Source organism: Roseburia sp. OM04-10BH, assembly GCF_003462605.1.
Taxonomy (GTDB): Bacteria; Bacillota; Clostridia; order Lachnospirales; family Lachnospiraceae; genus Roseburia_C; species Roseburia_C amylophila.
Window position 1 is genome coordinate 148,738 of sequence record NZ_QTZI01000001.1, and the last position, 24,883, is coordinate 173,620.

At 42.2% G+C, this 24,883-nt stretch carries 21 protein-coding genes; 20 read left to right on the top strand and 1 reads right to left on the bottom strand.

Annotation, left to right across the window (positions count from 1 at the left end; translation table 11 throughout):
* Window positions 1-7 precede the first annotated feature (7 nt).
* The 16 genes from DXB43_RS00710 (at window position 8) to DXB43_RS00785 (ending at window position 17,201) form a co-directional block, all read left to right on the top strand.
* Window positions 8-2,104: a transglycosylase domain-containing protein gene (locus tag DXB43_RS00710; protein ID WP_117946105.1), complete on the top strand. Its 2,097-nt coding sequence runs from the start codon at window positions 8-10 to the stop codon at window positions 2,102-2,104.
* A gap of 1 nt (window position 2,105) precedes the next feature.
* Entirely contained in the window at window positions 2,106-2,765 is a 660-nt protein-coding gene (locus DXB43_RS00715; RefSeq protein WP_117946107.1) for a hypothetical protein, read from the top strand.
* Window positions 2,766-2,908: 143 nt separating this feature from the next.
* Complete coding sequence (gene srtB, locus DXB43_RS00720; protein WP_117946109.1) at window positions 2,909-4,024, top strand: class B sortase; 1,116 nt, start codon at window positions 2,909-2,911, stop codon at window positions 4,022-4,024.
* A 51-nt stretch (window positions 4,025-4,075) separates the two neighbouring features.
* On the top strand, window positions 4,076-5,332 hold the full coding sequence (locus tag DXB43_RS00725; RefSeq protein WP_117946111.1) for a leucine-rich repeat domain-containing protein: 1,257 nt from the start codon (window positions 4,076-4,078) through the stop codon (window positions 5,330-5,332).
* Between the two features lie 328 nt (window positions 5,333-5,660).
* Window positions 5,661-5,891, top strand: a complete 231-nt coding sequence (gene acpP, locus DXB43_RS00730; RefSeq protein WP_022243652.1) for an acyl carrier protein — start codon at window positions 5,661-5,663, stop codon at window positions 5,889-5,891.
* A 3-nt stretch (window positions 5,892-5,894) separates the two neighbouring features.
* Window positions 5,895-6,821, top strand: coding sequence for an enoyl-[acyl-carrier-protein] reductase FabK (gene fabK / locus DXB43_RS00735; protein ID WP_022243651.1), 927 nt, complete (start codon window positions 5,895-5,897; stop codon window positions 6,819-6,821).
* Window positions 6,822-6,831: 10 nt separating this feature from the next.
* Complete coding sequence (gene fabD, locus DXB43_RS00740) at window positions 6,832-7,746, top strand: ACP S-malonyltransferase (RefSeq protein ID WP_117946113.1); 915 nt, start codon at window positions 6,832-6,834, stop codon at window positions 7,744-7,746.
* A complete protein-coding gene (gene fabG / locus DXB43_RS00745) occupies window positions 7,733-8,473 on the top strand; it encodes a 3-oxoacyl-[acyl-carrier-protein] reductase (protein WP_117946115.1) in 741 nt (246 codons plus the stop codon). Before fabD ends, fabG begins: the two co-directional genes overlap by 14 nt.
* A gap of 94 nt (window positions 8,474-8,567) precedes the next feature.
* On the top strand, window positions 8,568-9,803 hold the full coding sequence (fabF, locus tag DXB43_RS00750) for a beta-ketoacyl-ACP synthase II (protein ID WP_117946117.1): 1,236 nt from the start codon (window positions 8,568-8,570) through the stop codon (window positions 9,801-9,803).
* Between the two features lie 14 nt (window positions 9,804-9,817).
* A complete protein-coding gene (gene fabZ / locus DXB43_RS00755) occupies window positions 9,818-10,255 on the top strand; it encodes a 3-hydroxyacyl-ACP dehydratase FabZ (RefSeq protein ID WP_117946119.1) in 438 nt (145 codons plus the stop codon).
* 1 nt (window position 10,256) lies between these two features.
* Window positions 10,257-11,969 (top strand): acetyl-CoA carboxylase carboxyltransferase subunit alpha, encoded by a 1,713-nt coding sequence (locus DXB43_RS00760; protein WP_256385591.1) that lies wholly within the window; start codon window positions 10,257-10,259, stop codon window positions 11,967-11,969.
* 11 nt (window positions 11,970-11,980) lie between these two features.
* Complete coding sequence (locus DXB43_RS00765; RefSeq protein ID WP_022243645.1) at window positions 11,981-12,943, top strand: beta-ketoacyl-ACP synthase III; 963 nt, start codon at window positions 11,981-11,983, stop codon at window positions 12,941-12,943.
* A 12-nt stretch (window positions 12,944-12,955) separates the two neighbouring features.
* Window positions 12,956-13,417 (top strand): MarR family winged helix-turn-helix transcriptional regulator, encoded by a 462-nt coding sequence (locus DXB43_RS00770; protein ID WP_117946123.1) that lies wholly within the window; start codon window positions 12,956-12,958, stop codon window positions 13,415-13,417.
* 238 nt (window positions 13,418-13,655) lie between these two features.
* On the top strand, window positions 13,656-14,990 hold the full coding sequence (gene gdhA / locus DXB43_RS00775) for an NADP-specific glutamate dehydrogenase (RefSeq protein ID WP_022243643.1): 1,335 nt from the start codon (window positions 13,656-13,658) through the stop codon (window positions 14,988-14,990).
* A 313-nt stretch (window positions 14,991-15,303) separates the two neighbouring features.
* On the top strand, window positions 15,304-15,999 hold the full coding sequence (gene lepB / locus DXB43_RS00780; RefSeq protein ID WP_117946125.1) for a signal peptidase I: 696 nt from the start codon (window positions 15,304-15,306) through the stop codon (window positions 15,997-15,999).
* A gap of 35 nt (window positions 16,000-16,034) precedes the next feature.
* Window positions 16,035-17,201 carry a cation diffusion facilitator family transporter gene (locus DXB43_RS00785; RefSeq protein ID WP_117946127.1) on the top strand — a complete coding sequence of 389 codons (1,167 nt, stop codon included), beginning with the start codon at window positions 16,035-16,037 and terminating at the stop codon, window positions 17,199-17,201.
* Window positions 17,202-17,274: 73 nt separating this feature from the next.
* Here DXB43_RS00785 and DXB43_RS00790 read toward each other — a convergent pair whose 3' ends face one another.
* A complete protein-coding gene (locus tag DXB43_RS00790; RefSeq protein WP_199535071.1) occupies window positions 17,275-19,539 on the bottom strand; it encodes an LTA synthase family protein in 2,265 nt (754 codons plus the stop codon).
* A gap of 262 nt (window positions 19,540-19,801) precedes the next feature.
* Between DXB43_RS00790 and DXB43_RS00795 the strand changes: the two genes are divergently transcribed.
* The 4 genes from DXB43_RS00795 to DXB43_RS00810 all read left to right on the top strand — a co-directional run bounded on the left by DXB43_RS00795 (window position 19,802) and on the right by DXB43_RS00810 (window position 24,864).
* Window positions 19,802-20,527, top strand: coding sequence for an ABC transporter ATP-binding protein (locus DXB43_RS00795; protein ID WP_022243639.1), 726 nt, complete (start codon window positions 19,802-19,804; stop codon window positions 20,525-20,527).
* A gap of 14 nt (window positions 20,528-20,541) precedes the next feature.
* Window positions 20,542-21,459: a SufB/SufD family protein gene (locus DXB43_RS00800; RefSeq protein ID WP_117698645.1), complete on the top strand. Its 918-nt coding sequence runs from the start codon at window positions 20,542-20,544 to the stop codon at window positions 21,457-21,459.
* 229 nt (window positions 21,460-21,688) lie between these two features.
* A complete protein-coding gene (locus DXB43_RS00805) occupies window positions 21,689-22,540 on the top strand; it encodes an EamA family transporter (RefSeq protein WP_117946129.1) in 852 nt (283 codons plus the stop codon).
* A gap of 20 nt (window positions 22,541-22,560) precedes the next feature.
* Window positions 22,561-24,864, top strand: a complete 2,304-nt coding sequence (locus tag DXB43_RS00810; RefSeq protein WP_117946131.1) for a glycoside hydrolase family 31 protein — start codon at window positions 22,561-22,563, stop codon at window positions 24,862-24,864.
* Window positions 24,865-24,883 lie beyond the last annotated feature (19 nt).

A 24,883-nucleotide genomic window follows, 5' to 3' on the forward strand; every position in this document is an offset into this window, starting at 1 on the left:
GAATCCCATGTCCCATAAAGAGAAGAAAAAAAGGAAAAAGAAATACCGTGGTTTCTGGCTTTTTGTAAAGCTGCAGATAGTTCTGATACTTATGGTAATCGGCGGGCTGGCGTATTACTATTTTGGCGGGTATGCCAGTCAGGTCAGTGCCATGCATGAAGAAGCAGTCCGGTTTGTAAAAGAGTCGACGAAGGACACATTCCGGGCGGAGCAGACCAGCCAGGTTTATGATGTGAATGGAACGAGAATCATGTCACTTCGTGGCACCAAGGATGTAAGCTATCTGACCAGTGATGAGATACCGGAAGAAGTCAAAGAAGCCATGGTCAGTATTGAAGATAAAAAATTTTACAGTCATGGCGGAATTGATTTTAAGGCAATTATCCGTGCAGTCTGGGCGATGGTGCGTAATGGAGAAGTAACCCAGGGCGGAAGTACCATTACGCAGCAGCTTGCAAGAACCATTTTCCTAAATAATGACAGAACGTGGCAGCGAAAAATGGAAGAAATATTCATTGCCACAGAGCTGGAAAAGAAATATACCAAGGATGAAATCTTAGAGTTTTATCTCAACAATATTTATTTTGGAAATGGATATTATGGCATTCAGGCGGCGAGCCGGGGATATTTTGATACAGATGTTTCATTTTTGTCATTGTCCCAGATGGCATATCTTTGTGCGATACCGAATAATCCGACGATGTATAATCCTTATAAGAACCCGGATAATACGTTAGGAAGACGTGACCGCATTTTAAAAAACATGTATGAGGATGGCAAAATCAGCCGCAGGGAATATAAGGATGCCAGACAGGAAACGATTGTACTCAGCACAGCAGAGCCAACAAAGCGTTATGATGCGGTAGAGACCTATGCCTGCTATTGTGCAACACGGGCATTGATGGAGCAGCAGGGCTTTGAATTCCGGACAGATTTTTCTTCGGAGGAAGATCGAAAGACCTATGAAGATGCCTATCAGGAGCAGTATAAAACCTGCGAACAGTCTCTTTATACAGGAGGCTATAGAATCTATACTTCCATTGATTTAAATATGGAAGAGCAGCTTCAGAATGCAGTGGATGAGAAGCTGCAGGATTTTACCGATGTCAATGAAGAGGGCATTTATACATTGCAGAGTGCGGCAGTATGCATTGACAATGAGACCGGTTTTGTAAAGGCAATTGTAGGCGGCAGAAGTCAGGAATATGACGGGCATATGCTAAACCGCGCCTATCAGAGTTACCGGCAGCCGGGTAGTGCCATCAAACCGTTGATTGTATACACACCGGCGCTGGAGCGGGGCTATACCCCGGATACTGTGGTGGAAGATGCACCGATTGAGGATGGACCGGAAAATGCCAGTGGCAGGTATCTTGGCAGCGTAACCTTGCGTTATGCAGTAGAAAATTCCATTAATACAGTGGCGTGGAATCTTTTAGAAGAGATGACTCCCACTACAGGAATTTCCTATCTGAAGGAGATGAATTTTGCAAAGCTGTCCCCGGAGGATGAAAGACCGGCGGCATCCCTGGGTGGATTTACCAATGGAGTCTCTCCGGTAGAAATGGCGGCGGCTTATGCCACCATAGAAAATGATGGAAAATACCGGGAGCCTACCTGCATTGTAGAGATACAGGATGCAGACGGAAATGCAATCTATCAGAAAATTGTCGATGAAAAGCAGGTTTATAAGACCAATGCAGCCCGTTGGATGACCAATATATTAGAGGGTGTTCTGACACAAGGAACAGCAAAGGGACTGGCATTGTCCGAGACTGCCAGTGCAGCGAAAACAGGAACCACCAATTCCAATAAGGATGGCTGGTTTGTAGGCTATACAAAGTATTACACCACCAGCGTCTGGGTTGGATATGATATTCCGGCAGAACTTCCAGGACTGACAGGAGCCAGCTATCCGGGAGAAATCTGGTATGATTATATGGAAAATTTACATAAAGAATTACCGTATGCAGATTTTGTGGCACCTCTTGGCACAGGCAATGATGCTGATGCGGAGAGTGGCACAGATGTGACAGAGAGTAATGCAGCAGAGAATGACACTACAGGAGATAATACAGCTCCGGCAGAGGGAGAAAGGCGATAATATGGAAAAGAAAGCTGATTTAAAGACAATGACCTGGAAACAGCGAATCGGATTTGTCTGGGACTATTACAGACTTGTAATACTGGCAGTAGTTGCAATGATTATTTTGATTGGTATGACGGTACATCATTATATGACCACAAAGGAAGATATTTCCCAGATTGTATTAGTAAATGCAAAGAGTATGCCGGCAGATGAAGACCCGGATTTCTCAGAATTCATGGAGCAATATGGATATGATACAGCAGCCCAGGAGGTCGTGGTAAATGATGCATATTATGTGGATTTAACCAGCACAGATACCAGTAATCTCTATTCCTATCAGTCCCTGCAGACAGTGATTGCAGGCGGTGGAGTAGATGTTTTGGGTGCCGATGAAATGGTTTTTGAAAATCTTGCCCAGTCTGGTGCCATAGCAGATTTGACGCAGTACTTTTCCAAAGACGAGCTGGAACAGTTAAAGGATTATATCTTCTATGTAGAGGATAAGGACACCGGAGATACTTTTGCAGCAGGCATCCGTCTTGGAGCCGGAAGCTGGCCGGTTGAACACGGTTATTATGAAAAGGAATGTATTCTTGGTATTGCCCTTGGCTCCGAACATAAGGTAGCAGCGGAGCAGATGTTCCGTTATTTGCTGGAAAAATCCAATTTAGACTAAAGAAAGCGCAAGATATAGACGATATAAAAATAAGAAAGGGTACATTGTGTATATCTTGCGGAAAAATCTTGCGAAAGATGACAAAATGACCTATAATAAAACTACCTGGACCATGAGAAGATAAGGCAGATGAATCATAAATTATGGATGAAAAGATTTATAAAATAGGTGATTATGAATTCGAAACCTTAAGGGAATACAGGCAGGCGCAGGAAGATTTAAAGAAAATCAAGTATATTACCGATGAACTGGATATTTATGATCCGGAAGTAGCAATCCGGTTGTATACCATGATGCGCACGAAGAAAATCCGTTTTAAAAGTGAAATCGGAAAATCGTTCTTCTGGTGCATTTCAGATATTGTTGCGGATAGTTCGCAGAACATGATAGAAGAAAAAATTGCCAAGGAAGAAGCGGAAGCAGAAGCAAAGCTGCCATTTCATTTTACCTGGCAGAAGGTGGTCGGCATCGTATGCATCATTGTTGCGACAGCCTGTATCGGATATTATGCGATTTCGGAATATGCGGATTATAAAGCTGCTAACAGGCTTAAGGATTTACAGAATAAGAAACAGAATAATGTAGTAGAGCACCTTGTAACAGGAACGGAGCAGATGAATCCGGAAAATACAGAAGATGCAGCCGAAACAGGAGAGTCAACAGAGCAGCCGCTGATTATGTTAGAGGATTATGTTTCCCTGTATGCGGAAAATCCGGAATTAATCGGATGGTTACATATTCCGGATACGGGTATTGATTATCCGGTCATGCAGTCTTCGCAGGAAGAACCGGATTATTATCTGAAACATGATTTTGATAAAAATGACGACTTGAATGGCACCCTTTTTATTGATGCCAGAAATGATTACATAAACAGGGACACCAATATCATCATTTACGGGCATAATATGAAAAGCGGAATGATGTTTGGCGAATTAAAGAAATATCTGGACGAAGATTTCTACAATGCCCATAAGACGATAGAATTTAATACTCTTTATGAAAGAGGAGTCTATGAAGTCATTGAAGTGGGATTATCAGAGGTCCAGTATCAGGATGAAAATGTATTCCGGTATTATAATTTTCTGAATGCAGATTCTGAAGAAGAATACCAGGAATATTTAAATAATGTGGCACAGCTTTCTGTATATGGCGAAGAGATAGACAGTGCTTATGGAGACCAGCTGCTGACTCTTTCTACCTGCAATAATTACACACAGGACGGAAGAATGTTTATACTGGCAAAGCGTGTACAGTAAGTAGATAAGAAGTATAATGTATCAAGTAGATAAAGCTAGGAGAGATGAGAGATGCAGATATTGAAAAAAGGATTTTCTATTTTTGCAGCAGTATGTTTACTGCTGGCAGTGATGCCGGGACAGACCGTCCGGGCAGACGAGACAACAGATGAAAATGGATTTACAGTAGATGACAGTGGAACACTGGTTGCCTACAGCGGAGCCGGTGGAGCAATTACAATTCCAGAGTCGGTATCTACAATTGCAAGTGGTGTATTTGCATCCAATACATCCATTACAAGTGTAACGATTCCATCCTATGTGACTGGAATGGGAACCGCAGTTTTCTATAACTGTACAAGTCTTGGTTCTGTCAGCATAGAAGGAGATATTGGTTCTATTCCGGCAGAGACATTTTATAACTGTACAAGCCTTACCAGTGTATCTATTGGAACTTCAATTTCATCCATTGGTTCCCAGGCATTTGCAGAGTGCAGTTCATTATCCCAGTTTACAATTCCGGAATCCGTAGGAAGCATCGGGGATAAAGCATTTTATGATTGTACTTCTTTAACCGGAATTACAATTCCGGCTGGCGTTTCCAGCATCGGAAGCAACGTATTTACCGGCTGCAGCAGACTGGCATCCATCAGTGTTGCATCAGGAAATGGTACATATGCATCCAGTGACGGATGTCTTTATAACAAAGCAATGACCAGGTTAATCCGTTGCCCGGAGGGAAAATCCGGTGCAAAAATTGCGACCAGTACGGTAACCATCGGAGCAGGTTCTTTTGCAAACTGCAAGTCGGTTACTTCACTGACAGTTCCGGATTCTGTTAATACTATTGAAACAGATGCGTTCAGCGGCAGCAGTATCAGTACAATTTTGATTCCGGCAAGTGTAACGTCAATCGGAAGTCAGAGCAGCTGGAGTCCATCCACAATTTCCGGTTATTCAGGAACACAGGCACAGGTATATGCAACCGGAAATGGAATCAGTTTCCAGAGCCTTGGAGGGGAGAATCCACAGCCGACTCCAGATAATGGAAATAATTCCAATAGCAATGGTTCAACAGATACTTCCAACAGCAACAACGGAAGTGGTTCCGCTACTACAGTAACCGGTGGCGGCACAGCAGTGACCGGCGGAAATGTGATTGGCGCAACTAAGAACAGCAATTCCGGCAAGACAGTAACTTCAGGCAGCCACGAGAAGGACAGCACTCCGAAGACAGGTGACGGTATCAATCCGGTATTCTTCTTATGCATCGGAGTATTATTAGTAGGTGTTTACTTTGTAGTATCAAATCGTAAAAAAGCTGCATAAGTGATAAAAAATAAAAGAAGTAACTAACATAAGACAGTGAAAGAACAGAAAAGTTCCGACACTGTCTTTTTTGCTTTACAGGAAATTGCTTTCCTGTAAAGTAAAAAACGCTCCGCGAGGATGCACACTGCGGCGTATAAGGTAGATGTCGCAAGCGACCGCCGCAGGCGCGGGAATGTGCCAAGGCACATTCTTTATTCCTTGAGTAAAAATATAGTTGACAACAGAAATGCTTATGTATATACTTTGAGTTGCAAATAATTTGATAATCAAAATATTTGCAACTCAAAGTATTATCAAAGAAAAGACCAAAAAGGAGAACGAAATAATGTTAGAGAAATTAGCAGAATTAATCAAAGAGCAGTTAAACTATGATGGAGAGGTAAAAGCAGAATCCAATTTCAAGGATGATTTAGGAGCAGATTCTTTAGACTTGTTTGAACTGGTTATGAGCATGGAAGAGGAATTCGGTGTAGAGATTCCGTCAGAAGATTTAGAGAAAATCGCAACTGTAGGAGATGTTATTGACTACTTAAAAGCAAAGGGCGTTGAGGAATAAAATATGAAAACAAGAATCACAGAACTGTTAGGAATAGAAGAGCCTGTTATCCAGGGCGGAATGGCATGGGTTGCAGAATATCATCTGGCTGCTGCAGTATCTGAAGCAGGTGGACTTGGTATTATCGGTGCAGCCAGTGCTCCACCTGAAGTGGTTCGGGAGCAGATTCGCAAGGTGAAGGAACGCACCAGCAAACCATTTGGTGTAAATGTCATGTTGATGAATCCGAATGCACCGGAAGTGGCAAAGGTGGTAGTTGAGGAGCAGGTTCCGGTTGTCACAACAGGAGCCGGAAATCCAGCCAAATTCATGAGCCTCTGGAAAGAAGCAGGTGTTAAAGTAATTCCGGTAGTAGCAAGTGTAGCGATGGCAAAACTTATGGTCCGCGGTGGCGCAGATGCTGTTGTGGCAGAGGGAATGGAATCCGGTGGTCATATCGGTTCCACTACAACCATGGCATTGGTGCCACAGGTGGCAGATGCCATTGATGCACCGGTGATTGCAGCCGGAGGAATTGCAGATGGAAGAGGAATGGCTGCAGCATTTATGCTGGGTGCAGAAGCAGTTCAGATGGGAACAAGATTTGTGGCAGCCAAAGAATCTATCGTACATGCAAACTACAAAGAGAAGCTGATAAAATCCAAAGACATTGATTCTGAAATAACAGGTTCCAGTACCGGACATCCAATCCGTGTCATCCGTAATAAGATGAGCCGTGAGTATCTGAAGATGGAAAAAGAAGGCGCAACATTAGATGAATTAGAACAGCTTACCCTTGGTTCCCTCCGCAAAGCAGTGATGGACGGCGATGTGGTAAATGGAAGTCTGATGGCAGGTCAGATTGCCGGAATGATACAGGATGAATTGTCCTGTAAGGAAATTATTACTTCTATCGTATCAGAAGCAGAACGTCTGATGAATCGGAAATAAGGAGAAGAAAATGAGTAAGGTTGTATTCATGTTCCCTGGACAGGGAGCGCAGTATATTGGAATGGGCAAAGATTTCTATGATGCCTGTGAAGAGAGTAAAGCCGTATATGAGCTTGCTTCAAAAGTAACCGGACTTGATATTGCAAAGCTTTGTTTTGAAGAAAATGAAGAGATCAATATTACAGAGTATACACAGATTGCCATGCTGACCACAGAGGCAGCAATTTATGCAGCATTAAAGAAAGCTGGAAAAGAACCGGCAGCTTGTGCAGGATTAAGCCTTGGAGAATACGGCGCATTGATTGCATCCGGTGTCATGAGTATGGAAGATGCATTCCGTGTCGTTCGTGCAAGAGGAATCTTTATGCAGGAAGCAGTACCAACCGGCGGAGCAATGGCAGCAGTCTTAGGACTGGATGCGAAAGCGATTGAAGAAGTATGCAGCAATACCGAAGGAATTGTATCTATAGCAAATTATAACTGTCCGGGACAGATTGTAATTACCGGAGAAGAAGCAGCAGTAGAAAAGGCCGGTGCAGCATTGAAGGAAGTTGGAGCAAAGCGTGTGGTTCCATTAAAAGTAAGTGGACCGTTCCATTCCGCCATGTTAACCGGAGCCGGAGAAAAATTGGCAGAAGTATTGGAAAATACAAAGCTGCAGGACTTCACTATTCCATATGTAACCAATGTGACGGCAGATTACGTTACCACAACAGAACCGGTAAAAGAACTGTTAAAGAAGCAGGTATCTTCTTCTGTAAGATGGCAGCAGAGCATCGAGCGTCTGATTGCAGACGGTTATGATGAGTTTGTAGAAATCGGACCGGGACATACTTTATCTGGATTTATGCGTAAAATCAACCGGGATGTCAGAACGGTAAGCATTGAAAAACTGGAGGATTATAAAGCCTATGTTGGAGAATAAAGTAGCACTGGTAACCGGTGCAGCCAAAGGAATCGGCCGTGCCATTGCACTTCGTCTGGCAGAAGACAAAGCAACGGTAATTGTAAATTACAATGGCAGTAAAGAGCGGGCTGAAGAAGTAGTAAAAATGATTACCGATATGGGTGGCAGAGCAGAATCTTATCAGTGCAATGTGGCAGATGACGAGGCATGTCAGACCATGATCAGGGATATCATAAAGAAATACGGACATCTGGATATTCTTGTAAATAATGCAGGAATTACAAGAGATAATCTTGTGATGAAGATGAATGATGAAGAATTTGATGCAGTCTATGAGACAAACTTAAAGGGTGTATTCCATACCATTCATCATACATCCCGTTATTTCTTAAAACAGAAAAGTGGAAGGATAATCAATATATCATCTGTATCCGGAATTACCGGAAATGCCGGTCAGGCAAATTACTGTGCAGCCAAAGCAGGAGTCATTGGATTGACTAAGAGTGTTGCAAGAGAACTTTCCACCCGCGGTATTACTGCAAATGTAGTAGCACCGGGAATGATTGAGACCGATATGACAAAGGATTTGCCGGATACGGTAAAAGAACATATGCTTCATAACATTCCACTGGGAAGAATCGGAAAGCCGGAAGAAATTGCGGCAGCAGTTGCATTCTTAGCATCCAAAGAGGCAGGTTATATCACAGGACAGGTGCTTGCTGTAGATGGCGGAATGACTATGTAGATGCAGAAATAATACTGGCTGATGTAAAAGCTTAGAAAAAACAGCGGATGACGAATAACGTGAGATGGATTGTTTAGATAGAGAGGATAAGAACATGAATCGTAGAGTTGTAGTAACAGGATTGGGTGCGATTACACCAATTGGAAATAATGTGCCGGAATTCTGGTCTGCAGTAAAGCAGCAGAAGGTAGGTATTGGAGAGATTACACATTTTGATGCAACAGACTATAAATGTCATCTTGCAGCAGAAGTAAAGGATTTTGATGCAAAAGAATATATGGATTTTCGCTCTGCAAAGAGAATGGAAGCATTCTGCCAGTTTGCCGTAGCGGCAGCCGGAGAAGCACTGGAGGATTCCGGACTTTCCATGGAAGCAGAGGATGCATACCGTGTGGGTACTTCCATCAGTTCCGGAGTCGGAAGTTTACAGGCAATCGAAAGAGAGCATAGTAAATTATTGGAAAAGGGACCGGGAAGAGTAAATCCGTTATTTGTCCCGATGATGATTTCCAATATGGCAGCAGGAAATGTATCCATTCAGTTTGGATTAAAAGGAAAGAGCTTAAATATCAGTACCGCCTGTGCATCCGGAACGAATGCCATTGGTGAAGCCTTCCGTACCATCCAGTATGGTGATGCAGAAGTGATGGTAGCAGGTGGAACAGAAAGCTGCATTACTCCGCTTGGAATAGCAGGATTTACATCTTTAACCGCACTTACTTCTTCAGATGATCCAAAACATGCATCCATTCCGTTCGATAAAAACAGAAGTGGATTTGTTATGGGAGAAGGTGCCGCAATTGTAATTTTAGAAGAATTAGAACATGCCAAAAAACGTGGAGCGAAGATTTATGCAGAAGTAACCGGATATGGATGTTCTTCGGATGCATACCATATTACATCTCCGGCAGAGGATGGTGCAGGTGCAGCAACCGCAATGATAAATGCAATGAAGGATGCCGGTGTAAATCCGGAGGAAATTACTTATATCAATGCCCATGGAACCAGCACCCATCATAATGACTTATTTGAGACAAGAGCAATCAAGCTGGCGTTTGGTGAGCATGCAAAGGATATCCGGATTAATTCCACCAAATCCATGATTGGACATCTTCTTGGAGCAGCAGGAGCCATCGAGTGCCTGACCTGTGTAAAGGAAATCGAAGAAGGTTACATTCATGCAACCGTAGGTTATGAGATACCGGATGAAGAACTGGATCTGAATTATTGCAAAGAGGCATATGAAGAAGAAGTGCCATATGCCATCAGCAATTCACTGGGCTTTGGCGGACATAATGCAAGTCTGCTTCTGAAAAAATATCAGGCATAAAGGAGAAGGGAACAATGTCAGTACTGACAACGAAAGAAATTATGGAAATCATCCCACATCGTCATCCGTTTCTTCTGATTGACACGATTGAAGAACTGGTGCCGGGACTTCGTGCAGTAGGGAAAAAATGTGTTACCTTTGATGAACCTTATTTTGCAGGACATTTTCCGGGAGAACCGGTAATGCCGGGTGTTTTAATTATAGAAGCACTGGCACAGACCGGCGCGGTTGCAATGCTCTGTCAGGATGAATTCAAAGGAAAAACCGCATATTTTGCAGGAATCAGCAATGCAAAATTTAAGAAAAAGGTGGTTCCGGAGGATGTACTTGTTTTAGAGACAGAAATCATAAAAGTAAAGGGACCGATTGGAATTGGAAAGGCAACTGCAACAGTAGATGGAAAAATAGCTGCAACAGCAGAGTTGACATTTGCGATTGGAAGTGGTGAGTAAAGTGAGCAGATTACTGGATAAAATCAAGGAAAATAGAGCTGTAAAGGATGCCACAGAAGGTATTTTACAGGAAGAAAAAAAGAAAGAGGAAGTACTTTGTAAAGCCTGTGGCAAAATGGTAAACAAAGCAGAGGTAGTAAGAAACCGCTATGTCTGTTATGAGTGTGGAGCATATTTCCGCGTAAAAACCGGAAACCGCCTGAAGATGGTATTAGACCCACAGAGCTTTGAAGAATGGTTTGCCGAAGAGCATGGAACGAATCCGCTGGATTTTCCGGGCTATGTCGATAAGCTGACGGCAGTCCGTGAGAAAACCGGATTAAAAGAAGCAGTTACCGTAGGAAAAGGTAAGATTTACGGAGAAGATGCGGTTATTGGTGTGTGTGATGCCAGATTTATGATGGGAAGCATGGGTCATGCCGTCGGAGAGAAAATTGCGGGAGCAGTAGAACGTGCTACGGAAGAAAAACTTCCGGTTATTCTTTTCTGCTGTTCCGGCGGAGCCAGAATGCAGGAGGGTATTGTATCCCTGATGCAGATGGCAAAGACAGCAGCAGCTTTAAAGAAACATTCCGATGCCGGACTTTTATATATTTCTGTATTAACTGACCCGACAACCGGAGGTGTAACAGCAAGCTTTGCTATGTTAGGTGATATTGTTTTAGCAGAGCCTGGCGCACTGATTGGATTTGCCGGAGCAAGAGTAATTGAGCAGACCATCGGACAGAAACTGCCGGAGGGATTCCAGAGAGCAGAGTTCCAGTTAGAGCATGGTTTTGTGGATGCCATTGTAGAGCGGAAAGATTTAAAGAAACGTCTGTATGAAATCCTTCGTATGCATAAAGTAAGTGGATATGCCAAATTTGACCCGGCAACTGAAGTAGATGGAAGACCGACAGAGCTGATGCGGGAACGCGCTTACAATACAAAAGAAAAGAGTGCATGGGAAAAGGTTAAGATGGCACGTAAGGTAGACCGTCTGTCCGCAGAGGATTATATCAACAGTATCTTTACCAAATTCATAGAATTTCATGGAGACCGTTATTACAGGGATGACCCGGCAATTGTGGGCGGTATCGCATACCTTGACGGACAACCGGTTACGGTAATCGGAATCCAGAAGGGAAAGGACATGAAGGACTGCATGCGTCATAATTACGGAATGCCATCTCCGGAAGGATACCGTAAAGCAATCCGTCTGATGAAGCAGGCAGAAAAATTCCATCGTCCGGTTATCACCTTTGTTAATACAGCCGGAGCATTCTGCGGTATGGAAGCAGAGGAAGGCGGACAGGGAGAAGCTATTGCAAGAAATCTTTATGAAATGTCAGGGTTGAAAGTTCCGGTTATTACCTTTATGATAGGAGAAGGCGGAAGTGGTGGTGCATTGGCACTGGCAGTTGGAAATGAAGTCTGCATGATGGAGAATGCAACTTATTCCGTACTTTCTCCGGAAGGCTTTGCATCTATTCTCTGGAAGGATGGCAAGCGTGCCAAAGAAGCAGCAGAAGTAATGAAGATAACAGCAAAGGATCTTTTAGAACTTGGCATTATCGAGAAAATTATACCGGAGTATGGTGGAGCAGATGATGAGGCATTGAGTTCCATTGCAGTTTATATGCATAAATGTATCCGCGAATTTTTAGAATCATATGAAGGAAAAAGCGGAGAAGAGATTGCAAAAGCACGTTATGAACGTTTCCGTAAATTTTAAAGGAGCAGAGCATGAACATTCGAATATGTGGAACTGGAAGTGCGTTACCGGAAAGAAAAATTACCAATGACGATTTAAGTCAGATTATGGATACTTCCGATGAATGGATTTCCAGCAGAACAGGAATAAAAACAAGACACCTTGCAACGGAAGAGACAACAACATCACTTGCCACAGAAGCTGCAAAAAAAGCACTTGCAGATGCAGACATGAAGCCGGAAGAAGTGGAACTTATCATTGCAGCGACGGTAACACCGGATCATCTTGTGCCGACACTTTCCTGTGAAGTGCAGCGGGAAATCGGAGCAGTGAATGCCGTAGCCTTTGACCTTGGTGCAGCATGTTCCGGATTCTTATTTGCATTGAGTACAGCACAGGCATATATTGCCAGTGGCAGATTTAAAAATGCACTCTTAATCGGAGCAGAAGTACTTTCTAAAATTATGGACTGGAATGACCGCAGTACCTGTGTTCTTTTTGGAGATGGCGCAGGAGCAGCAGTAGTCCGGGCAGACGAAGAAAATATCTGTCATGTGGTGCAGGGCTCAGACGGTGCGAAGGGACTGGTACTGGCATGTGAGAACCGTCCGGTCAATAATCCATATCATAAGATGGAAAGTCCGCTGGGTTATGTAAGCATGAATGGACAGGAGGTTTATAAATTTGCTGTCCGCACAGTTCCGGCAACCATTACAAAGGTGCTGGAAGAGGCGGATTTAGAGGCAGAGGAAATTTCACTTTTCGTATTACATCAGGCAAACTTAAGAATTATTGAAGCGGTAGCAAAACGATTGAAACAGCCGATGGAGAAATTCCCGGTAAATTTGACGGAATGTGGCAATATTTCGGCAGCAAGTGTGCCGATTTTGCTTGATAATATCAACCGGCATGGTATGATACATAGAGGAGATAAAGTTGTACTGGCTGGTTTCGGCGGCGGACTCACATGGGGCGCAGCGGTACTGGTCTGGTAAAAGGAGATAAGAATGAATGCGGATAAAACCTTAAATGACATTCTGGTAAAGCTGTTTAATGATTTGATGGAAATTGAGGAAAAATGCTTAATCTCCGGAGAATTCATGAACATTTCCGGAAATGATATGCATATTATTGAAGCAATTGGTCTGGATGAACCAAAGAGGATGTCGGAAGTGGCGGCGAAGATGAATGTTACAACAGGAACCCTGACAAAAGCAATTGAAGCACTGGAACAGAAAGGTTATGTAAATCGTTGCAGAAATGACAGGGATAAAAGGGTAGTCCGTGTATCACTCACCGATTCCGGAGTCCGGGCATATGAGCATCATGCACGTTTTCACAGCAATATGATACATGATATCAAGGAGAGCCTGAGTGACCAGGAGAGTGAGATTCTGATTGGAACACTGGGAAAACTGGTGAAGTTCTTCCAGAAGAAATATGAACCATATCTGAAAAATAAAAAATAGTATATTTATACAAAAAAAGAAGTGGAAAAGGGAAATAAAAAACTGTTTTCTACTTCTTTTTAATTACAAAAATGAATTTTCCTGGTACAAAACTTGCAAAAAAGAAGAAAAAGTACACAAAAGTATAAAGTTTTTGACACAAATATGAAAAAAACGTTGCGAAAAAATTCATTTCATACTAAAATAGTAGTGTTGATGTATATATAATACTCAAATTAATATGTAAAGGAGATATAATATGAGCTACGTTGATGAAGTATTAGAAAGAGTAAAAGCAAAAAACGCTTCTGAGCCAGAATTCCTTCAGGCAGTAGAAGAAGTACTGGAGTCTTTAAGACCGGTAATCGAAGCAAATGAGGAGAAATATCGTAAAGAAGCATTACTTGAGAGAATAACCGAGCCGGATAGACAGCTTAAATTCCGTGTACCTTGGGTAGATGACAAGGGACAGGTTCAGGTTAATACAGGTTACAGAGTACAGTTCAACAATTCTATTGGACCGTACAAGGGAGGTCTTCGTCTCCATCCTTCCGTAAATATCGGAATCATCAAATTCTTAGGATTTGAGCAGGTATTTAAAAACTCTTTAACAGGACTTCCAATCGGCGGTGGTAAAGGTGGTTCTGACTTTGACCCTAAGGGAAAATCAGACCGTGAAGTAATGGCATTCTGCCAGAGCTTTATGACCGAGCTTTGCAAATATATTGGTGCTGACGTTGACGTTCCGGCAGGAGATATCGGAACAGGCGCAAGAGAAATCGGATACATGTTTGGACAGTATAAGAGAATCCGTGGAATGTACGAAGGTGTTCTGACAGGTAAGGGACTTACCTATGGTGGATCTTTAGCTCGTACAGAAGCTACCGGATATGGTCTTTTATACATTACAGAAGAATTAATGAAATGCCATGGTGAATCTATGGAAGGTAAGACAGTTGTTGTATCTGGTGCTGGTAACGTTGCAATCTACGCTATCCAGAAAGCGCAGCAGATGGGTGCAAAAGTTGTTACCTGTTCTGATTCTACCGGATGGATTTATGATCCGGAAGGAATCGATGTTGCATTATTAAAAGAAGTAAAAGAAGTAAAACGTGCTCGTCTTACTGAGTATGCTGCTGCAAGAAAGAGTGCAGAATATCATGAAGGCCGTGGCGTATGGCAGATTAAATGTGATATCGCTCTTCCATGTGCTACACAGAACGAGCTCCTTATCGATGATGCAAAACAGTTAGTAGCAAATGGATGTAAAGCAGTTTGTGAAGGTGCTAACATGCCTACAACCTTAGATGCAACCAAATACTTACAGGATAACGGAGTATGGTTCATCTGTGGTAAAGCTTCTAACGCAGGTGGAGTTGCAACTTCTGCATTAGAGATGAGCCAGAACTCAGAGCGTTTAAGCTGGACATTCGAAGAAGTAGATGCTAAGTTAAAACAGATTATGGTAAATATCTATCATAATATTGATGATGCTGCAAAACGTTACAACATGGAAGGTAACTATGTAGCAGGAGCTAACATCGCAGGCTTCGAAAAAGTAGCTGAGGCTATGCTCGCTCAGGGTGTCTGCTAGGCATTGAGCACTTAGTGAATTCGAGCGTAAGCGAAGAATGAGGTTAGTGCGAAAGCCCATCCCGAGACTTGATGAAAACGAGTCGTAGACGAAGTTTGAATCTTAGCCGAGTGGATGTCATTGAGCACATAGAGAACGCAGATGTCATTTTGAACACATAGAAAAAACAACCCCACATATTACTGGAAACAGTAATGTGTGGGGTTTCTTTTATAATAACCCCATCCCAACCTCTATTTCCAGTGGAATTTCTTCCCTGCTTGGAGTATAATAGAACGAACAACGGGAAGGAAAGAGACCGGAGGCAATTTAGATGCAGAAAAAGGAAAGAAATGAAGAATTAGAATATATAGATGACTTTGAGAATATCGAAGAACCGGAAGAGTCAGAGGACTACCGGGAAGAATTAGAAGAACCAGAAGAGGAATATTCAGAAGGCGGCAGACGCAGGAAGAAAGGAAGAAAATCCGATACAAAGAATGCAGCTTCTGTGGCAGGGGAATTTCTAAGCTGGGTAATTACGATTGTAGCAGCGGTGCTGATTGCTATGTTTTTAAATCGTTTTGTGTTAATTAATGCAGAGATTCCATCTGGTTCCATGGAAAATACAATCATGACCGGAGATAAGCTGATTGGATTCCGATGGTCATATCTGTTTTCCGGACCGGAGCGGGGAGACATCATTATCTTTAAGTTTCCGGATGATGAGAGCCAGAACTATGTAAAACGTGTCATTGGCTGTCCGGGAGATACGGTAAAGATAGAAGATGGCAAAGTATATGTCAACGGAGAACTCTTAGAGGAGGATTATCTTAAAGAGACATGGACGGTAGCTACAGGACCGTATACCTTTGAAGTGCCTGAGGACAGCTATTTTGTAATGGGAGATAACCGGAATAACTCCTATGATGGAAGATACTGGACCAATACCTATGTGAAGAAAGGTAAAATACTTGGAAAAGCGATTTTCCGATATTGGCCACTGAAGAATTTTAAAATATTGAATTAGTGCGAAACGAATAAGGGAGCAAAAGGAGAAGATTTATGATAACATTATTAGCCCGGATATTTATCCGGGAAGATGACAAGCCGGAGAAGGTACGGCTTGCCTACGGTATTTTATGTGGTATTGTAGGTATTTTGCTAAATGTATTATTATTTACAGGAAAATTTATTGCGGGAACCATCAGTAAATCCATTGCAATTACAGCGGACGCATTTAATAATCTGTCAGATGCCGGCTCATCCATTGTAACATTGCTTGGTTTTAAACTGGGAGCAGCGAAGCCGGATCCGGAGCATCCATTTGGACATGGAAGAATGGAATACGTTTCCGGGCTTGTGGTTGCTGCAGTTATTTTAATTATGGCAGTGGAACTGATACAGGATTCCATCAGAAAGATTCTTCATCCGGAAGCAACGGAGTGCTCTGCATTAATTATCGTGATTCTGCTGATATCGATTGTTGTAAAGCTGTATATGACCTTCTATAACAGGAGAGTTGCAAAGAAGATTAATTCAGCGGCTATGCGGGCAACTGCAATGGACAGCTTAAGCGACAGCATTACCACATCTGTGGTTTTAATTACCACATTGATTGCAGAATTTACATCAGTCAATATTGACGGCTACTGTGGTGTGGCGGTAGGACTGTTTATCTTATATGGTGGAATTAATGCAGCGAAGGAGACTTTAAATCCACTGCTGGGACAGCCACCGGAGGAAGAATTCGTAAAAGAGATAGAACATCTGGTGCTGGAAGAAAAAATGATTATCGGTATTCATGATTTAGTCGTACATGATTATGGACCGGGACGTCTGATGGTATCACTACATGCGGAAGTGCCGGCAGAAATGAATATCCTTGTAATACATGATATGATAGACAATGTAGAAATGAAATTGAAAAGGGAACTGAATTGTGAGGCTGTCATACATATGGATCCGGTGATTACCGGAAGCAAGGAACTGACCGGGATAAAAGAAACGGTTACAGGTATTTTGAAGGATATTGATGAGGTCATTACCATGCATGATTTTCGTATGGTTCAGGGACCGACCCATACCAATCTTATCTTTGATGTAGTGATTCCATTTGGCTACCGTTCCAGTGATGAAGCTGTGTTGAAAGAACTGGAGCATCAGGTAAAGGAAAAGCTGGGCGAACAGTATCATATCGTGGTCAACGTAGACAAAAATTATGTGAAATAAAAGAAATAACAAAGCCCCGATGGGAGAAATCTGATAGAAGAATTCATCCCATTGGGGCTTTCTGTTTATTCTTTTAATTCTGTGTCAGTGGAGTATTGACTGCATGCTCTACAGACTGGTCAGTTGCTGTACCGGCACCACTTAAAGACTGTTCAGAGGACTGCTCTGTGGATTTCTCAGTGGACTGGGTAGAACCTTCTGTATCAGTAGAAGGCTGTTCTGTTTCGGTAGTAGGCTCTTCCGTATGCTCTACATCCGGATCCTCATAGAGGAACTCGTTGGAGCTTCGGAAGATGGTGCTGCTGGAACCTACAATGTTAGCAACAATCGTATCGCCGTCTTCAATGTCGTCAAGATTAATCTTTAACATGGTGCTTCCCAAGAAGGAAGTGGATACCTTCTCTCCGTTGACATAAATTTTCGTCCAAGGAGTAAATCCGGAGCCGTAAATACATAACTTATTGTCATCGGATTTCCATACACTGTTAATCGTTACATCATCAATACCCATAACCAGATCACTTGCTGGATATTTATCTGTTCCGTTGTAAGCATAACGTTTTCCGTAAAGAAGGTCATACTGTAAATTCTCTAAGTTCTCGTCGTAAGAAGCAGAACCCTTCTGGCTCTGGATGTAAGAGAACATGGTTCCTTTGTGGATGTCAAGCTGGTTGGTGATGTTTGCCAATAATTCATAAGCAGCACAGTCAGCATCCTGTTTTGGTAAATCAAAGTTGTTCCAGGTAACATATTTGGTTTTGAAAATGTCACCGGATACCATATCATCATCGGTCAGTCCCATGGTAGGAAGGTGGTCGCCGAAGAATACCACGATGGTCTTTTCATCCCGTTTGGAAAGCTCTTCGGTTAAGTTGCCGATGAATTTATCTACTTCGTGAATCATGTTAATGTAATATTCCCACCGATTGTTAGAAGCCTCATCTGCAGCACCGCTTACTGCAATTTCCGGATTTTCAAGAATCTTTTCAGTAGGATAATCACCATGTCCCTGTACGGTAATGGTATATACCAGATCTGACTGGTCAGGGGTAGAATCCATAGCCTTTAAGGTTTCACTGATTAAGATGTTATCGGTTGGCCAGGAACCAAGTGGTGTGTACTCCTGAATGTTCATACACTCTTTACTGGTGAAGCTGTCAAATCCCATCAGGGAGAAGGCATTGGCACGGCTGTAGAAGTTACCACCGTTGTTATGTACAACATGTGTACCATAGCCGAGACTTCCAAGGTCGGAAGCAATACTTTCGCAACTGTCGATTTCTTTTAAAGTAGTCTTATATGGGTATTCGCCGGTACCAAAATACTGCATGCTCATACCGGTTAATACTTCAAATTCAGTATTGGCTGTTCCGGCACCTACAACAGGAACTTTTAAGTAACCGGAAGAATAGTTGTTTAATAAGTTGTGAAAATTTGGAACCGGATCTTCTGAAGTCTGTAAGAACTTAACATCAGAGGGATCTACAAAGGATTCCAGTAAAACAACAATAATATTTGGCGTATCTTCGGCAGCTTCGGTAGTTTCTTCCGGAACGGAAGCCCCTATTTTGGCAATACGCTCTTCGGAATAACTGTCCGGTTTACTCATACCACGGTCAACAACGCTGGATGAGAAGCCGTAGACAAAACCATAATTTTCATAGCCCTGTGCAATATTGGCAAAATAGGAAGCAACAATATTATTGGACTGGGCTGCCTTGGTAGTTACCGGTAACATCAGGAAGATAACAGCAACCATAAGCGGACTTACAATCCAGTTGATTTTGCCCTGATATTTTGGTCCTTTGATAAAAAGCCAGATACAGAAAAGCAGGAAAAGACCGACTACGATAATAACGGCGAGTGCTTCACCAAAGGTAAAGTATTTGGTGTTCTGCATGGCAAATAAGTCAGACAGACATTTCAAATCTGTAAAACCAAATGGAGTTACACGTTTGGAAAGAATAACACCATTGATGGTTCCAAGGAAAAGCCAGAAGCCGCTGATTAAGAGACGGGCAAGTGTTCTTCTTCGAATCAGATAGACCAGGGATAAACTTGCAAAAATAATAAATGAGTTATAAAGGTAAGCAATGGTGTGCCCTGCAATAAAGGAAAATGCAGAAAGCACATTTCGTCTGGAAATACATTCAATCACCAGAACGAGGAAACAGGACAGTAACAGATGGAATACCAAAGAGTATTTGTTCATAATCACAACTGCACGGTCAAGGTGTGGATGTGGCTTCTTCTCCCGGTTCTTAAAAGTATTTATTTTGTTTTTTAGTTTAAAAAATAAGTTCTTACACTTACTTGAAAAAGAATGTTTTTCTCTCATAATAATGGTTCTCCTCCCAGTAGATTACACACTTTTTACATATAATTTACTTTTGACTGAATAAGGATATATCTATTTAAGAAAAAAAACAACGGTAAATCTCGATAAAAATTTATTAATATTTCATTAAAAAGAATCCAAAATGTATAATAGAAGGGAAAGAAGTTGGCAAAAAAGCCATTTTGTGCTATCCTTTTTTTATAAAAACCAGGTTCGCAGAGAGGCAGATAGGTGAATCTGACAGTAAGGTGAGGAAAGAGAAATGCTGGAATTAAAAGACATTAGTTTTCAGGTAAATGATGAAACAGCAGACAAGGAAATATTAAAAAATATCAATCTGAAGATAGAAGACCGGTTTGTGGCAATTACCGGACCAAACGGTGGAGGTAAATCCACGCTGGCGAAGCTGATTGCCGGAATAGTAACACCAACTTCCGGACAGATTTTATTGGATGGAGAGGATATTACAGGATTATCCATTACCGAACGGGCAAGAAAGGGAATCAGCTTTGCGTTTCAGCAGCCGGTAAGATTTAAGGGATTGACCGTAAAGGATTTGATTACACTGGCATCGGGAAAAGATATTTCCATCAGCCAGGCATGTTCCTATCTTTCAGAAGTAGGACTTTGCGCAAAGGATTATATTGACAGGGAGGTAAATGACAGCCTTTCCGGTGGGGAGTTAAAGCGTATCGAGATTGCAATGATAATTGCAAGAGGAACCAAATTATCCATATTTGATGAGCCGGAGGCAGGAATTGACCTTTGGAGTTTTAACAATCTGATTCAGGTATTTGAGAATATGTATCAGAAAATCAATGGCTCGATTCTGATTATTTCACATCAGGAGAGAATCTTAAACATTGCAGACCGGATTATTGTAATTGCAGATGGAGAAGTAAGCACAGCCGGAAGCCGGGAAGAAGTACTTCCAAAGCTGTTAGGCAGCAGTGAAGCCTGCTCTACTTTGATGGAAAAATTAGTCTAGGAAAAGGTGAGAAAATGGACAGTATAGAAAAGAATCTTTTAGCAGAGATATCAGATTTGCACAGCGTGCCGGAAGGCGCATATAATATCCGCAACAACGGAAAACTGGAGGCAAGAAATACAACTGCAAATATTGATATTGTAACTAAGAAGGACAAGCCGGGAATTGATATCTATGTAAAACCGGGAACAAAGAATGAGAGTATGCATATTCCGGTTATCTTAAGTGAAAGCGGCTTAAAGGACCTGGTGTATAATGATTTTTATATCGGGGAAGGTGCAGATGTGACAATCATTGCGGGATGCGGTATCCACAACTGCGGAGACCAGACATCACAGCATGATGGAATACACACCTTTTATATAGGAAAGAATGCAAAAGTAAAATATGTAGAAAAGCATTATGGTGAAGGGGATGGAAATGGAGCCAGAGTCTTAAATCCAACTACCGTGATCCACATGGAAGAAGGCGGATTCATGGATATGGACAGTGTTCAGATTAAAGGAGTAGACTCCACAATCCGTACAACCGAAGCAGACCTTAAAGAAGATGCGTCCCTTGTGATTCATGAACGTATTATGACTCATGGACAGCAGAAAGCAGAGACAGATTTTACGGTAGATTTAAATGGAGCACATTCCAGTGCAAATGTGGTATCGCGTTCGGTAGCAAAGGGAGATTCCCACCAGAAGTTTGTTTCTTATATTCGTGGTAATAATGCATGCAGCGGACATACAGAATGTGATGCCATCATCATGGACAATGGAAAGGTGGAGGCAATTCCGTCTCTTGCAGCAAATGATATCGATGCAGCATTGATTCATGAGGCAGCAATTGGAAAAATAGCAGGAGAACAGCTGATTAAGCTGATGACACTGGGACTGTCTGAAAAAGAGGCAGAGGAGCAGATTGTAAATGGATTTCTGAAATAGGATATGTATGGGGAATGAAGGGTGCAGGAAAGAACAAACAAGAGAAGAGAAATACCGAAAGAGGCGGAAGAATGGAATAAGATAATATTTGAAATATTATGACGGGTATGGATATTAAGTGAAGTGGCATCTGTATTTGAACGATGCAAAAGTGGGTGGTAAAAATAAAGTCTGCTGCAGTGCAGACTAAGACAGAATTTTCCCGGGACAATAGAAAAGAGGAATAAATATGTGGCTTGCATATGCATGTGGCTCTGCTTTTTTTGCAGGTATTACGGCAATATTGGCAAAAGTTGGAATTAAGAAAATAGACTCGAATCTTGCAACAGCAATCCGGACGGTTGTAGTATTGATTTTTGCATGGATTATGGTACGGCTTACCGGATCTTATACTCCAATCGGAAGTATAGGAACGCGGACGTTAATTTATCTTACATTATCCGGAATAGCGACTGGGGCATCCTGGCTTTGCTATTTTCGGGCATTGCAGCTAGGAGATGTAAATAAAGTAACACCGATTGATAAATCCAGTACAATCCTGACGATGATTCTGGCAGTCATTTTCTTAAATGAAAGACTGAACGAGAAGAAAATCATTGCCATGGTATTGATTGGCGTTGGAACGATGCTCATGATTACCAGAAAGAAAAGCAGTGGCACAAAGAGCCGGGCATGGCTTATCTATGCACTGCTGTCGGCGGTATTTGCCAGCCTGACATCCATCCTTGCCAAGGTGGGAATAGATGGTGTGAATTCCAATCTCGGAACGGCATATCGTACTGGAGTGGTACTTGTTATGGCATGGGTGGTAGTATTTGTAACAAAGAAACAGAAGCAGGTCCGGAGTATGACCTTCCGGGATGGAATGTTTCTGATTTTATCCGGAATAGCAACCGGAGCATCCTGGCTTTGTTATTACCGGGCATTGCAGCTGGGCGAAGCCAGTGTAGTGGTGCCGATTGATAAACTAAGTATTGTAGTTACAATTGTATTTTCATCTGTGTTTTTAAATGAAAGACTACAGCCAAAGGCATTCTTTGGATTAATTATGATAGTGGGAGGTACATTGCTACTAATATAAGCAAAAGTGGAGGAAAAAGTATGCTGGGAAAAAGAAAATCTTATTATGTGGAGAGTGGAATCATTCATTTTGTATTTGAATATGGCATGGGAAGCTTAGAGGTTCTGACAGATAACATTGTAAATGTGTTTGTTCCGTTCGAAAGTGAGGAACATCGTTCAAAAGCCATCGAGGGAGAAAAGTCAAAACATATACATTTTGATGTGCAGGAAGGAATTGACTATCTTGAGGTTCGGACTGCAAGATTAATCATACGCGTATATGATAATTTTATGGTGGATTTTTATGATGTGAATGGACAGCTTCTCTGTGCGGACTATCGTGGTGGAAGGGAATTTGCAACACAGATTAGTGAGAAATTTATCGAATTCTTAAAAGCAGAGGGACATGAGGTGCCGCAGGCGACAGATAAGAATTATCATGTGCAGGCTGTAAAACGCATGGAGGGAGACGAAGCCTTCTATGGCTTTGGTGATAAAGCAGGGGTATTAAATAAGAAGAATTACGATTATGAGATGTGGAATACAGATAATCCGGCGGCGCATACGGAAGCCTTTAAAGCATTGTATAAATCGATCCCGTTCTTTATAACATTGCGTGAAAGCTGCGTATACGGAATCTTTTTTGATAATACCTGTAAGACTTATTTTGATCTGGCAAAAGAAAATGCGGAATACTATTTCTTTGGCTCAGACCGTGGCAATCTGGATTACTATTTTATTGCCGGGTATAATATGCCGGAGGTAGTAGCTGGTTATACTTATCTGACCGGAAGAACACCGCTTCCGCAGCTTTATACATTAGGCTATCATCAGTCGCGCTGGGGATATGAGACTTCCGCAGAGATCCGCGCAATTGCGGATAAATATCGTGCATTAAAGATTCCGATTGATACGATTCATCTGGATATTGACTATATGGATGGCTACCGGGTCTTTACCTGGAATGAAAAGGACTTTGGCAGACCGGGTGAAGTAATTGAGGATTTAAAGAAAAAAGGATTTAAAATTGTTACCATCATTGACCCGGGTGTCAAATTAGATCCAGGTTATGATATGTATGATGAAGGCATGAAACAGGGATATTTTGCCAAGACACCGGAAGGAGATACCTATGTAAATGCAGTATGGCCTGGAGATGCGGTATACCCTGACTTTGGAAATCCGAAGGTAAGACAGTGGTGGGGAGAGAAGCAGAAATATCTTGTGGACTTAGGAGTCCGCGGTGTATGGAATGATATGAATGAGCCGGCAAGTTTCCGTGGAGAACTGCCGGAAGATGTCGTGTTTACGGACGAAGACAGACCATGTGATCATGGCCAGATGCATAATGTCTATGGGCATCTGATGGCAAAGGCTACCTATGAAGGCTTGAAGAAGCAGGATGGCAGAAGACCATTTGTAATCACACGTGCCTGTTACAGTGGTTCCCAAAAGTATACCACAGCATGGACAGGAGATAATCAGAGCCTGTGGGAGCACCTGCGGATGGCAATTCCGCAGATGTGCAATCTGGGATTATCCGGTATGGTATTTATCGGAACAGATGTAGGTGGATTCGGTGCAGATGTGACACCGGAACTGCTGTCAAGATGGATACAGGTCGGCTGCTTTTCACCGTTGTTCCGGAATCATTCTTCCAAGGGTTCTACCAGACAGGAGCCGTGGCTTTTCGGAGAAGAGACATTAAATATTAACCGGAAATATATTGAACTTCGTTATAAATTACTGCCATACCTTTATGATTTATTCCATGAGACGGAGCAGAATGGTATGCCGGTAATCCGTCCACTGGTATTGCATTATGAGAAAGATAAAGAAACATGGAATCTCAATGGAGAATTCCTGTTTGGAGAGCGTATGCTGGTAGCTCCTGTAGTAGAGCAGGGAATGACGAAGAAGCTTTTGTATCTGCCGGAGGGAACCTGGTATGACTATGATACAAGGGAAAAATATACCGGAAAGCAGTATATTGTAAAAGACGCACCTCTTGATGTATGCCCGGTTTTTGTAAAAGCAGGAAGCATTATCCCATGTTTTGAACCGATGCAGTATGTGGGAGAGATTGAACTGGATACCCTGATTCTTGATGTATATCCGGGAGAAGACCGTTATGTGCATTATCAGGATAACGGAGAAGATTTTGCATATCAGGATGGTGTATATAATGAATATGAGATGACCATCACAAAGGATGAGACATTAACAGTCCGGATGCTGCATAAAGGTTATGAAAAAGTATATAAGAAATTTGTGATATGTTACAAAGGACGTAAAAATGAGTTCGCATTCAATGGAGAGAAACTGACAGTCTGGCTTTCTTAAAAGAAAGGCAGAAGCCGGG

Coding starts and splice junctions, on each gene's coding strand:
- DXB43_RS00795 (WP_022243639.1), top strand. CDS start 19,802: ATGCTGGAATTAAAAGACATTAGTTTTCAGGTAAATGATGAAACAGCA.
- DXB43_RS00770 (WP_117946123.1), top strand. CDS start 12,956: ATGAATGCGGATAAAACCTTAAATGACATTCTGGTAAAGCTGTTTAAT.
- DXB43_RS00785 (WP_117946127.1), top strand. CDS start 16,035: ATGATAACATTATTAGCCCGGATATTTATCCGGGAAGATGACAAGCCG.
- DXB43_RS00765 (WP_022243645.1), top strand. CDS start 11,981: ATGAACATTCGAATATGTGGAACTGGAAGTGCGTTACCGGAAAGAAAA.
- DXB43_RS00715 (WP_117946107.1), top strand. CDS start 2,106: ATGGAAAAGAAAGCTGATTTAAAGACAATGACCTGGAAACAGCGAATC.
- DXB43_RS00725 (WP_117946111.1), top strand. CDS start 4,076: ATGCAGATATTGAAAAAAGGATTTTCTATTTTTGCAGCAGTATGTTTA.
- fabD (WP_117946113.1), top strand. CDS start 6,832: ATGAGTAAGGTTGTATTCATGTTCCCTGGACAGGGAGCGCAGTATATT.
- DXB43_RS00800 (WP_117698645.1), top strand. CDS start 20,542: ATGGACAGTATAGAAAAGAATCTTTTAGCAGAGATATCAGATTTGCAC.
- DXB43_RS00805 (WP_117946129.1), top strand. CDS start 21,689: ATGTGGCTTGCATATGCATGTGGCTCTGCTTTTTTTGCAGGTATTACG.
- srtB (WP_117946109.1), top strand. CDS start 2,909: ATGGATGAAAAGATTTATAAAATAGGTGATTATGAATTCGAAACCTTA.
- gdhA (WP_022243643.1), top strand. CDS start 13,656: ATGAGCTACGTTGATGAAGTATTAGAAAGAGTAAAAGCAAAAAACGCT.
- fabK (WP_022243651.1), top strand. CDS start 5,895: ATGAAAACAAGAATCACAGAACTGTTAGGAATAGAAGAGCCTGTTATC.
- fabZ (WP_117946119.1), top strand. CDS start 9,818: ATGTCAGTACTGACAACGAAAGAAATTATGGAAATCATCCCACATCGT.
- fabG (WP_117946115.1), top strand. CDS start 7,733: ATGTTGGAGAATAAAGTAGCACTGGTAACCGGTGCAGCCAAAGGAATC.
- DXB43_RS00790 (WP_199535071.1), bottom strand. CDS start 19,539: ATGAGAGAAAAACATTCTTTTTCAAGTAAGTGTAAGAACTTATTTTTT.
- acpP (WP_022243652.1), top strand. CDS start 5,661: ATGTTAGAGAAATTAGCAGAATTAATCAAAGAGCAGTTAAACTATGAT.
- DXB43_RS00710 (WP_117946105.1), top strand. CDS start 8: ATGTCCCATAAAGAGAAGAAAAAAAGGAAAAAGAAATACCGTGGTTTC.
- DXB43_RS00810 (WP_117946131.1), top strand. CDS start 22,561: ATGCTGGGAAAAAGAAAATCTTATTATGTGGAGAGTGGAATCATTCAT.
- lepB (WP_117946125.1), top strand. CDS start 15,304: ATGCAGAAAAAGGAAAGAAATGAAGAATTAGAATATATAGATGACTTT.
- fabF (WP_117946117.1), top strand. CDS start 8,568: ATGAATCGTAGAGTTGTAGTAACAGGATTGGGTGCGATTACACCAATT.